Source organism: Stenotrophomonas sp., assembly GCF_032061965.1.
Taxonomy (GTDB): domain Bacteria; phylum Pseudomonadota; class Gammaproteobacteria; order Xanthomonadales; family Xanthomonadaceae; genus Stenotrophomonas.
On the sequence record NZ_DAMBEF010000002.1, the window covers coordinates 164350 to 175656 of the forward strand.

Consider the following 11307-nt stretch of genomic DNA (forward strand, 5'->3'; position numbering starts at 1 on the left):
GCACGATGAGCAAGACAGCCAATACCGAAGCCGTGGCGCCATCGCGCCTGGGCACCTGGATCAACCATCACCTTCACAGCATCGTCTTCAGCCTGGGCCGCGCCGTGCGCAAGCCCTGGGCCACTGCGCTGACGGTGGCGGTGATGGCGCTGGCGCTGGCCCTGCCATTGGGCCTGTCGATCGCCCTGGACAACCTGAAGGTGTTTGCCGGCAGCGTGCAGCAGTCGCGAGACATCAACCTGTTCCTGAAGCCCTCGCTGGATGCAGCTGCAGCGCAGGCGCTGTCCAGGACCGTGGCCGAGCGCCCGGACGTGGCCGGCGTGGTGTTGCGTACGCCCGAAGAAGGGCTGGCAGAGCTGCGCCAGAATGCCGGGCTGGGCGAGGCGATCGATGCCTTGGGTGACAACCCATTGCCGAGCCTGTTGATCGTCACCCCGGCCGATGGTGACGACGCGGCGTTGGCCAAATCACTGGAGGCCTTGCCGCAGGCCGATCTGGTCCAGCACGACGCATTGTGGCGGCAACGCCTGGATGGCTGGCTGAGCTTTGGTGCCCGCTTGGTCCAGGTGCTGTCGGCGCTGCTGGGGCTGGGCGCTGCCCTGGTGGTCGGCAACACCGTGCGCCTGGACATCCAGGCACGCCGCGAGGAAATCGGCGTGCTGCAGTTGCTGGGCGCCAGTGACGGCTTCATCCGCCGCCCGTTTGTCTACCTGGGCGCGTGGTACGGGCTGGGTGCCGGCGTCGTGGCATTGGCGCTGATCGGTGTTTGCGGGCTGGCCCTGCGGGCGCCCCTGGCCGAACTGTCACAAAGTTACGGCAGTCCCTTTGTCCTGCACGGACTGGATGCCTTCCATTCGGTGATGGTGCTGGTCGGCACCACGATCCTGGGCTGGTTGGGCGCATGGCTGGTTACCGGCCATTTCCTCAGGCAGACTCGACCGACTGAAACCTGAGGCGCGCATGTCCACGCAAGAGCTCAAGCACCTGATCAGCGATGCCCCGCGGGTAATGGTGGTCGATGGTTCCAAACTGGTAAGGCGCCTGATCAGCGATGTGCTCAAGCGCGAACTGCCCGACGTGGATGTGATCGGCTGTGCCAGCATCGAGGAAGCACGCCTGGCGCTGGCCGAAGGCCCGGTGCACCTGGTCACCACCTCGCTGGCATTGCCCGATGGCGATGGCCTGGCGTTGGCGCGCAGCGTGCGCGAGGCTGCCGGGCAGGCTTATGTGCCGGTGATCGTGGTCTCCGGCGACGCCCAGCAACATCTGGAACAACGCCGTTTCACCGAGTACGTCACCGACTACTTCGACAAGGCGCTGGGCCATGAGGCCTTGGCCACTTTCATCCGTGGCTACGTGCAGCCCGAGCCGGTGGACGATGCCACCGTGCTGTACGTGGAAGACAGCCGCGTGGTGGCTGAGGCGACCAAGCGCATGCTGGAGAGGCACAAGCTGCACGTGCTGCATGTACTGACCGCCGAAGATGCGTTCTCGCTGCTGACCGCCGAGTCGCTGGGCAGGACCACCCGTCAAGTGGACCTGGTGCTGACCGACGTCACCCTGAAGGGTGAGTTGAGTGGCCGTGACGTGGTCGAACGCATTCGTGTCGACTTCGGCTACGGCAAGCGGCGCATGCCGGTGCTTGTAATGACCGGTGACGGCAACCCGCACAACCAGTCCGCGCTGCTGCAATCCGGTGCCAATGACCTGGTGCAGAAGCCCATCGAAGAACGCCTGCTGGTGACCAAGGTGCTGTTCCAGCTGCGGCTGGCGCGCATGGCGCAGCCGGCTGTCACGTTGTGAGCGACGAAGCCGGCCAGATCCAGCTCGAGCCGAGCTGGAAGGCGCGTATCGGGGATTGGCTGCTGCGGCCGGAGATGCGCGAGCTGTCAGCCTTCCTGCGCAAGCGCAAGGCCGATGGCGCACATGTGTTTCCACCTGGCCCGCAGATCTTCGCCGCGTTCGACGCCACACCGTTCGAGCAGGTCAAGGTGGTGGTGCTGGGCCAGGACCCGTACCACGGCTATGGCCAGGCGCACGGGCTGAGCTTCTCGGTGCCGCCCGGTATCCCGGTGCCGCCGTCGCTGTTGAACATCTATAAAGAGATCGAGGCCGATCTGGCCATCCCACGCGCTGACCATGGCTGCCTGCTGCCGTGGGCGCGGCAGGGTGTGTTGTTGCTCAATGCCGTGCTGACGGTGGAAGAGGGCAAGGCTGGCGCCCATCAGGGCCGGGGCTGGGAGGGCTTCACCGACCACGTGGTCGACGTGCTCAACCGCGAGCGCGAAGGCCTGGTGTTCCTGTTGTGGGGCGCCTATGCCCAGCAGAAGGGCAAGGTCATCGACACCCGCCGCCACCGCGTGCTGAAGGCCCCGCATCCCTCACCGTTGTCGGCGCACCGGGGTTTCCTCGGCTGCCGGCATTTCTCGCAGACCAACGACTACCTGGCCCGCCACGGGCTGGCCCGGATCGACTGGCGTCTGCCGCCTGCGGGTGAGCTGACGCCGGCACCGGCTGGCCGCTGAATCGTCCTGATTTCTGTCATATCGCCGTGACCTAGGCTTTGCTACCTTTGCGGTGTTGGGAATGCCTACGTTGCTGTCGCCTATTCAGGTTTTACCTCGAGTTTGCGAACAAAAACAGAACGCTGGAACTTTTTCTGTACTGAGCAGTCCAATAGTTCGACTGCTAAGATGAGGTCCTATGAACCTGAACACCTCCACTGCCCTAGTGGCAAACAATCTCCCGATTCCCAGTGCGCTCGGTTCGCTGGACGCCTACATCGGTGCCGTGCACCAGATCCCGGTGCTGTCGGTCGATGAGGAACAGGAACTGTCGCGCCGTTTTCGTGACGCGCAGGATCTGAACGCTGCACGTGAGCTGGTGCATTCGCACCTGCGCTTCGTCGTGCACGTCGCCCGCGGTTACAACGGTTACGGCCTGCAGCTGGGCGACCTGATCCAGGAAGGCAATATCGGCCTGATGAAGGCGGTCAAGCGCTTCGACCCCGACATGGGCGTGCGCCTGGTGTCCTTCGCCGTGCATTGGATCCGTGCCGAGATGCACGAGTTCATCCTCAAGAACTGGCGCATCGTCAAGGTCGCCACGACCAAGGCGCAGCGCAAGCTGTTCTTCAACCTGCGCAAGTCCAAGACCCGCCTGGGCTGGATGAACGCTGCCGAGGTCAGCGCAGTTGCCAAGGATCTGAACGTCTCCGAGCGTGAAGTAATGGAGATGGAATCGCGTCTGTCCGGCCGTGACATCGGTTTCGATGCACCGTCCGATGACGACGACGATCATGCGCCGCCGTCGCCGGCTGCGTACCTGGTCGCACGCGATGAAGATCCGTCGCAGGCCTATGAGCGTGAGGACAGCGAAGACAACCAGCTGAGCCTGCTGCGTGAAGGCCTGGCCAAGCTTGACCAGCGTTCGCGCGACATCATCGCCCGCCGTTGGTTGGATGCCGACAGCAAGGTGACGCTGCAGGAACTGGCCGATGAGTACGGCGTATCGGCCGAGCGCATCCGCCAGATCGAAGCGAACGCGCTGAAGAAGATGAAGGCATTGTTCGCCGCCTGAGCAAGGCCGCAACGATGAAAGCCAAAGGCCCGGGGAAACCCGGGCCTTTGCGTTTGTAGTGCCGAGCCATGCTCGGCAAGGGCCTTATGCAAGGTGCATCGTTGCCGGTAAAGCCCCAGCCGAGCAATGAAACACCCGGGCTACCTGAAGGTCGCTCCGAAGGGCCGGTAATCGGTAGTGCCGAGCCATGCTCGGCAAGGGGCGTCATGCACGAACCTGCCGTCGCCGGTAAAGCCCTGCCGAGCATGGCTCGGCACTGCGGGGGATCGGCTTACAGCGGTGTACCGGCATCCCGTGTAAATTCTGCATTCCTTATCCCGCCGGACCTGACGATGAAAGGAAACTGCCTGTGTGGTGCAGTCGAAGTGATCGCCAATGACCGTTCCGAAATCGGTCTGTGTCATTGCAGCATGTGCCGGCGTTGGTCCGGCGGTCCGTTGTTCGCCGTGCATTGCGATGCGCAGGTGCAGGTCATCGGCGAGACGGTGAAACGCTACCGTTCCTCGGATTGGGCCGAGCGCGGTTTCTGTGGGCAATGCGGTACGCACCTGTATTACCGGCTGGTGCCGGATGGCGAATACTTCGTGCCCGCCGGCGTGTTCCAGGATCACGCTTTCGAACTTGCCAGCCAGATCTTCATCGACGAAAAACCGCCGTACTACGACCTGGCCAACCAGACGCCGACGCTGACCGGGCGCGAAGTATTCGAACAGTTCGCCAACGGCAGCAGCTGACCGTTGGCGAGATGACGGTCAGCTGGCAGGCTCCTTGCTGTCGTCCTCGTCGGCATCGCCGAGGATGATGCGCGCGCTGCGCTGGTAGCTCCAATACGCCACCGCCCAGTTCAGCAGCACCACCAGCCGGTTGCGGAAGCCGATCAGGAAGAACACGTGCGCGGCCAGCCAGAACCACCACGCCAACAGGCCTGACAGCTGCAGCTTGCCGACGTGGACGATGGCCGCCATGCGGCCGATGGTGGCCAGGTTGCCCTGGTCGTTGTAACGGAACGCGGCAGGCGCCGGCTTGCCGGCAAGACGGGCGCTGATCACCTGCGCCACGTATTTGCCCATCTGCTTGGCCGCCGGCGCCACCCCGGGCACCGGCCGGCCATTGGCCTGGGTCAGTGCGACCAGATCGCCGCCGACGAAGATCTCCGGGTGGCCGGGAAGGGTGAGGTCGGGTTCGACCAGCACGCGGCCGGCGCGGTCCAGCGGCACGTCCAGCGTGCGCGCCAGCGGTGAGGCGGCCACGCCGGCGGCCCATACCACCGTGCGTGCCGGTACATGCGTGTCGCCGAGCTGGAAGCCCTGTCCGTCGATATGGCTGACGGGGGTGCCGGTGAGCACCTCTACACCCAGTTTTTCCAGTTGGCGACGGGCCTTCAGCGACAGTACCTCCGGGAACGAGGACAACACGCGCGGCCCGGCTTCCACCAACCGCACCTTGGCATCGGCCGGGTTGATGTGGCGGAACTCGTTCTTCAGCGTGTGGCGGGCGATTTCGGCCAGGGTGCCAGCCAGCTCCACCCCGGTGGGGCCGCCGCCGACGATGGCGAAGCTCAGCCATGCCGCGCGCTTGGCCGGGTCGGGCTCGGCCTCGGCGCGTTCGAAGGCCAGCAGCAGTTTGCGGCGCAGGTAGAGCGCGTCATCCAGCGTCTTCAGGCCGGGCGCATCGTCGGCCCATTCGTCGTGGCCGAAATAGGCGTGGGTGGCGCCGCTGGCGACCAGCAGCATGTCGTAGCCGATGGTGCTGCCATCACTCAACCGCACGTGCCTTGCCTGCTTGTCGATGGCCACCACCTCGCCCAGCCGGACCTCGATGTTGCGTTGCTTGCCAAGGATATGCCGCAGCGGCGCGGCGATATCCGGCGACGACAGGCCGGCAGTGGCGACCTGGTAGAGCAGGGGCTGGAACAGATGGTGATTGCGGCGGTCGACCAGGGTGATGCGCAAGGGCGCATCGGCCAGCGCCCGGCTGGCCCAGAGTCCGGCGAAACCTCCGCCGACGACGACAAGGTGGGGGTGTTGCGGCATGACGTACTCCGGTGGGGCCGGTGAACCGGCCGTGGGGGCGGGTTGTCAGCGCCCATCATCGCATTGATGTGCATTGAAACAGCGATGACCGATACTGGCGGTCAGCTTGCCGCCATGGAGTCGCCCCGTGTCTGAGCCAGAGAAGCGCATCGCATTGTTGATCGATGCCGATAACGCCCCCTCGTCAAAGATCGACGAGATTCTTGTGGAAGTGGCCGCGTTCGGCGTGGCCAATGTGCGCCGTGCCTACGGCGACTGGAAAAATCCGCGGCTGAAGGGCTGGGAAAGCGTGCTGCATGAGTTCGCGATCCGGCCGATCCAGCAGTTCGCCTATTCCAAGGGCAAGAATGCCTCGGACATGGCGATGGTGGTCGATGCGATGGACCTTCTGTACGCGCGCAACCTGGACGGCTTTGCGATTGTCTCCAGCGATGCCGACTTCACCCCGCTGGTGATGCGCATCCTCACCGATGGCGTGAAGGTCTACGGCTTTGGTGAGCAGAAGACGCCGTTGGCCTTCGTCAATGCCTGTTCGAAGTTCATCTACCTGGAAGCGCTGGGCAACGAAGTGGTCGACGCTGTCGCCCCCGAGACGACAAGCGTGGCGGCATCCACGACGGCTGCCGAAACCAGCGATGAGCCGGCCGCACCGATCACGCCGCGACCGGGCAATGAACTGCGCGGGGATACGCGTTTGCTCAACCTGCTGCGTGGTGCGGTGGATGCCGTCGCCGACGAGCAGGGCTGGGCCCTGCTCAGCGCCGTGGGCAACCAGATCGCCAACCGCGCATCGTTCGATTCGCGAAACTATGGCTATCGCAAACTTAGTGACCTGATCGCGGCGATCGGCTTGTTTGAGGTCAAGCGCGCGGGAAAGTCCTCGGCCGTGCGCGCGCTACCGCGCAAGCGCAGCCAGGAAGACAACCCGAATGTAGGCAATGAAAGGAGCAGCTGAATGTTGAAGATCTGGGGCCGGCGCAATTCCAGTAATGTGCGCAAGGTGTTGTGGTGTGCGGAGGAGATCGGCCTGCCCTATGAGTCGATCGAAGTGGGCGGCGCATTTGGTGGGACGCAATCCGCCGAGTATCTGGCAATGAACCCGAACGGATTGGTACCGGTGATCGAGGATCACGGTCTGCCGGTGTGGGAATCCAACGCTATCGTCCGTTACCTGAGTGCGCGCTATGCACTGGACGTGCTTTACCCGGCGGACCCCATCGCGCGTGCGCGCAGCGAGCAGTGGATGGACTGGACCACGTCGAGTTTTGCGGTGGCTTTTCGTGACCTTTTCTGGGGCGTGGTGCGTACCGCGCCGGCGGATCGGGATGAAGCCCGCATCGCAGCGGCACTGCTGCGCTGTGGTGAGCTGTTGAGCGTGGCCGATGCGGAACTGGCTACCCAGCCATGGTTGTCTGGCGAGCACTTTGCGATGGGTGATATTCCGTTGGGTGCGTTCATCTACGCATGGTTTGAAATGCCGATCCAGCGCCCGGAGCTGCCGCATCTGGCAGCGTGGTACGCGCGGTTGCAGCAGCGGCCTGCGTATCGGAAGGGAGTCGTGACGGCGTTGACGTGAGTTGATTGCGGATTCTTGAACGCAGGAACGCAGGAACGCAGGAACGCAGGAACGCAGGAATGCGGGAACCCAGGAACGCAGGAATGCAGAAGCGCAGGAATGCAGAAGCGCAGGAGCGCAGGAGCGCAGAAATGCTAGCCCCTCTCCCGCGTGCGGGAGAGGGGTTGGGGTGAGGGGAGCTTTTGATTCTTGCCTTGTGTTTTTTCGGCAGGAGAAGCTGTAGCAAGAGCAAGAGCAAGAGCAAGAGCAAGAGCGCCCCCATCCGCCCCCCCGGCACCTTCCCCCGCAAGCGGGAGAAGGGAAAGCGGCTTCCTTCGATCTTTGCGGTAACTGCAAAGGCCACAACAACAGCAACAACAACAACAGCAACAGCAACTGCAACATCAACAGCAACAGCAACAGCAACAGCAACAGCAACAGCAACAGCAACAGCCCCTCATCCGCCACCCCCCTTCGCGGGGGCACGCTCTTCGGGCACCTTCCCCCGTAGGCGGGAAAAGGGAATGCGATGTCCTTCAGCCGTTGGCGCAAAGAAAAAGCCGCGCTGTTGCCAGCGCGGCTTCTCATTACCTCCGTGCGCTGGGCACGGTACAGCAGCCTTAGAACTTCCAGTTCACGCCGAAATAGACCACACGGCCCGCGTAACCGTTGGAGTAGAAACGGGCCTTGGTGTCGTTGCCCAGGTGGGTGCGCGTCTCTTCCTTGGTCAGGTTCAACACCGAGGCGCTCAAACTCAGCGCCGGGGTGATGTTGTAGGCGGCGTTCAGATCGATCTGCTGGTAGGGCTCCTGGTAGAGGTTCAGGCCGCTGACCAGGCCCTGCACCACTTCGCCGCGGCGGTTCCACGAGGCGCGCAGCAGCAGCTTTTCAACTTCATAGAACACGGTGAAGTTGGCCTGGTTCTCGGCGCTGCCAACCAGCGGTGACTTGCCGATCTCGGTGCCGTCTTCCAGGGTAATGGCCGCTTCGTTGGTGTCGTTCCAGGTGTAGTTCGCCTGGAAGCCGAGGCCGAAATCCAGCGTGTGCTGGGCGTAGAACTCCAGGCCCTGCGATACCGCATCACGACCACCGGCGGTGGTGGAGTAATTCTGCACGACCACGCTCTGACCGCCGACGTTCTGGGTGACGTCCTGCACCACTGGTACCGAGAAGTTGCTGACGTCCTTGCGGAACAGGCCCAGGCCCAGCACCGAGCCGGGCTGGAAGTACCACTCCAGGCCGATATCGTACTGGGTGGCCTTGTAGGCTTCCAGGTTCTTGTTGCTGCCCGAACCGTACCAGCCCTGCTCACTGGCGCCACCGGTGAGGCGGCGGTCGTTGACGTATTCGGAGCTGAAATACTCCAGGCTGCCCGGTGAGGCGATGCTGTTGTAGCTCGGGCGCGCGATCACCTTGGAGGCCGCCGCGCGCAGCAGCAGGTTGTCGGTCAGGTCATAGGCAAGGTTGAAGCTGGGCAGGACGTCGGTGTAGCTGCGGTCCAGGCCGGTGACCGCGAACGACTCCACGCGCGCTTCGCTGTCGGAGAGGCGCCAATAGCCCTCGGTGCCGCAGTAGGTACGCGGCGGCGCGCCGCCAGGTACCGCCGCGCCGGCCTGGCAGGCCAATGGGTTGCCGTTGGCGTCGTCGTAGAAGTAGTCGTTGTACGAGGTGACCTTGTCGGTGGAGTCGGCATGTTGGCGGGTGCTGACCACACGCACGCCGACATTGCCGCGCAGGCGTTCGGTGCGGAAATTGGCCTGCAGGTAGGTCGAGTAGATCTTTTCGTCCACGTTGTAGACGAAGTTGTCCTCATTGCGGGTCTGCATGCCCCCGTAGGTCTTGTTGAGATACGAGATGTAGGCCGGGTAGTTGATGGCCGGGAACGCGCTTGAATTGATACCGCCAGCCAGGTTGCCCATGCCGTAGATGAAGTCGGGCGAGAACTGCAGGGCGGTGTCGTTGCAGCCGCCGTTCCAGTAGCGATTCTCGTAGTCGCTGGCATCGGTGCCGGGGCAGGCCCAGTAGCTGTTGCCGGTGCTGCGATGGATGCCGCCGTCACGGTATTTGACACCGAACTGCAGCGATTCCAGGAAGCCGGAGTCGTTGTGCCAGGTGGTATCGATCTGGGCGTACTTCTGCTCGTTGGTGTTGCGGGTCCATGACGAGCCGGTGGAGCCGAGGTCGACCTGCAGGATGCCGTTCTTCAGGTTCTGCATCAGTTCCGGCGAGAACGCCATCGACGGCGTGCCGGTCAGGTTCCAGGAGCTGGCCAGGTTGCCCAGGTTCCAGCTGCCGTCGGCATTCTGGCTACGTGGCTTGAGCGGTACCGAGAACTGCAGCGACGGGCCGCCCTTGGCCCAGGTGCGCCCGCCCTTGAAGGCGATGTCGACCGACTCGCCGCGCCATTCGGCGGAGAAATCGGCGGTCTGCGACAGGGCTTTTTCGAGGTTGTAGCTGCCGGTGATCTGCGGGGTGGGAATGGTGCAGTCATCCGAGCCCCAGCCACCCGGCGCCATGCCGCCGGCGGCAGCGTCGTCCTCGCTGCAGTAGTAGGCCTTGCCCGGGTGCTTGCTGTAGTCGGCGCCGGTGACGATGGTGCCACTCGGGTCCAGGGTCAGCCCGTCGAGCAGGCGCCCGCCGGCCCAGTTGCCGTCGCCCCAATAGCGGGCAATGTTCCATTCCGGCACTTTGATGGTGTGCGTCTGGGAGTCCTGCGACAGATCGAAGCGGAAGTAATTCGCGGTCAGGGTGAGGTTGTCCAGCGGCTTGAACTGCAGGGTTATCTGGCCACCCTTGCGCTCGCGTTCCTCGTCCGTGACGTCGAGGTTCACCGAGGTCGGCATCATGAAGCCGGTGTAGTACTTGCCGTTCTGGTCGTAGAAGCCGGTACCGCCCCACCAGTTGGAATTGAAGTCGGAGGGGTTGCCGTGGACGTCAACCGCAGTGCCACCTTCGTCACGGCCATACCAGGACCAGCCTTCGGTGCTGGCGCCCATGGTGCGGGTGGTGCGCTTCTGGTCGGTGTAGCCGACGAACACACCGAAGCGCTCGTCCTTGTCGTGCCAGGAATAAGAGGCGGAGAGCTGACCGTCGGTCTTCTTGGTGGTGTCGGCCCAGGTCCCTTCAACGGAGACGAAGCCAGTGTTGGCTTCCATGTCCAGCGGGCGACGCGTATGCAGGATCACCGTACCGCCGATGCCACCTTCGTCGATGCGCGCCTCCGGCGACTTGAACAGCTCGGCGCTGCCCAGCATGTTCGACGGCAGCAGCGTGTAGTTGAACGAACGGGTGGGGTCGCCATTGGATTCGGCGGTGGCCACGTAATTGCCGTTCAACTCGGTCAGGGTCAGCTCCGACGACAGGCCGCGCACGCTGACGTTCTTACCTTCGCCACCGTCGCGGGTGATGATCACGCCTGGAACGCGCTGCAGCGCGTCGGCCACGTTCTTGTCGGGGAATTTGCCAACGTCTTCTGCAGTGATCACTTCGACCACGGCATTGGCATCGCGCTTTTGCTCAAGGCTCTTTTCGATGGCGTAGCGATAGCCGGTGACGGTGACGGCGTCGAGCGTAGTGGCATCGGCGCTGCTGTTGGTGGTCGCCTGCTGCGCGAGCGCAACGCCGGGTACGGCGGCGACGGCGAACAAGGCCACGGCAATGGCGGCGGACAAAGCGTCGCGGCCCTGCTTGGGGTTGATCTGTTTCATTCCACTCTCTCCCTCTCCTGGATTGAATTTTCTACTGAAACCTTGAGTTGTATCGATCTAAAAGCGTGTGAAACCGGCCTTGTTGCTTGCATTCGCATTGCACATGGCAAGCGCATGCAGGAGGTGCCGTTGCCGCGATCGTGGGGGTGTCGATTTGGATCGATCTAAACGATTGGCGCGCATTTTTTAGCACAGGCTCGGGGCGGACGCATGTTGCTGCGCAATATGGCGCGGCCGGACGGAGCGGGCGGGGTGGGGTGAGGGCGGTGGGGTTGGCGGGCAGAGGGTAGTGCCGAGCCATGCTCGGCAGGGGCCTTACCGGGAAAGCCTCTGCCGAGCATGGCTCGGCCCTACACCCCCACCTTTGCCGCAGGCAAGGGGGAGGGCTGGGGAGGGGCTGGCTTTTGTGCGGGATTGTCGGGAAAGCCTCTGC

General features: G+C 63.6%; 8 protein-coding genes and 1 pseudogene. 7 read left to right on the forward strand and 2 right to left on the reverse strand.

What is annotated here, in order from left to right:
* Positions 1-5: 5 nt before the first annotated feature.
* The 5 genes from ftsX (at position 6) to RT460_RS01950 (ending at position 4313) form a co-directional block, all read left to right on the forward strand.
* Positions 6-953, forward strand: coding sequence for a permease-like cell division protein FtsX (gene ftsX / locus RT460_RS01930; protein WP_313316821.1), 948 nt, complete (start codon positions 6-8; stop codon positions 951-953).
* A gap of 7 nt (positions 954-960) precedes the next feature.
* Complete coding sequence (locus RT460_RS01935; RefSeq protein ID WP_313316822.1) at positions 961-1803, forward strand: response regulator; 843 nt, start codon at positions 961-963, stop codon at positions 1801-1803.
* Positions 1800-2525, forward strand: a complete 726-nt coding sequence (ung, locus tag RT460_RS01940) for a uracil-DNA glycosylase (protein ID WP_313316824.1) — start codon at positions 1800-1802, stop codon at positions 2523-2525. Before RT460_RS01935 ends, ung begins: the two co-directional genes overlap by 4 nt.
* Positions 2526-2703: 178 nt before the next feature.
* Positions 2704-3579 (forward strand): RNA polymerase sigma factor RpoH, encoded by an 876-nt coding sequence (gene rpoH / locus RT460_RS01945; RefSeq protein ID WP_313316825.1) that lies wholly within the window; start codon positions 2704-2706, stop codon positions 3577-3579.
* 332 nt (positions 3580-3911) lie between these two features.
* Positions 3912-4313, forward strand: coding sequence for a GFA family protein (locus tag RT460_RS01950; protein ID WP_313316826.1), 402 nt, complete (start codon positions 3912-3914; stop codon positions 4311-4313).
* A gap of 18 nt (positions 4314-4331) precedes the next feature.
* On the opposite strand, the gene RT460_RS01955 is transcribed toward RT460_RS01950, so the two are convergent.
* Entirely contained in the window at positions 4332-5612 is a 1281-nt protein-coding gene (locus RT460_RS01955; protein WP_313316827.1) for an NAD(P)/FAD-dependent oxidoreductase, read from the reverse strand.
* A 127-nt stretch (positions 5613-5739) separates the two neighbouring features.
* On the opposite strand from RT460_RS01955, the pseudogene RT460_RS01960 reads away from it, so the two are divergent.
* A pseudogene (locus RT460_RS01960) lies at positions 5740-6516 on the forward strand (NYN domain-containing protein); the annotation flags it as partial.
* Positions 6517-6567: 51 nt separating this feature from the next.
* The gene (locus RT460_RS01965) at positions 6568-7188 is read left to right on the forward strand and encodes a glutathione S-transferase (RefSeq protein ID WP_313316829.1); all 621 of its coding nucleotides are present in this window, start codon (positions 6568-6570) and stop codon (positions 7186-7188) included.
* A 599-nt stretch (positions 7189-7787) separates the two neighbouring features.
* Here RT460_RS01965 and RT460_RS01970 read toward each other — a convergent pair.
* Positions 7788-10874, reverse strand: coding sequence for a TonB-dependent receptor (locus tag RT460_RS01970; RefSeq protein WP_313316830.1), 3087 nt, complete (start codon positions 10872-10874; stop codon positions 7788-7790).
* Between the last annotated feature and the right edge of the window lie 433 nt (positions 10875-11307).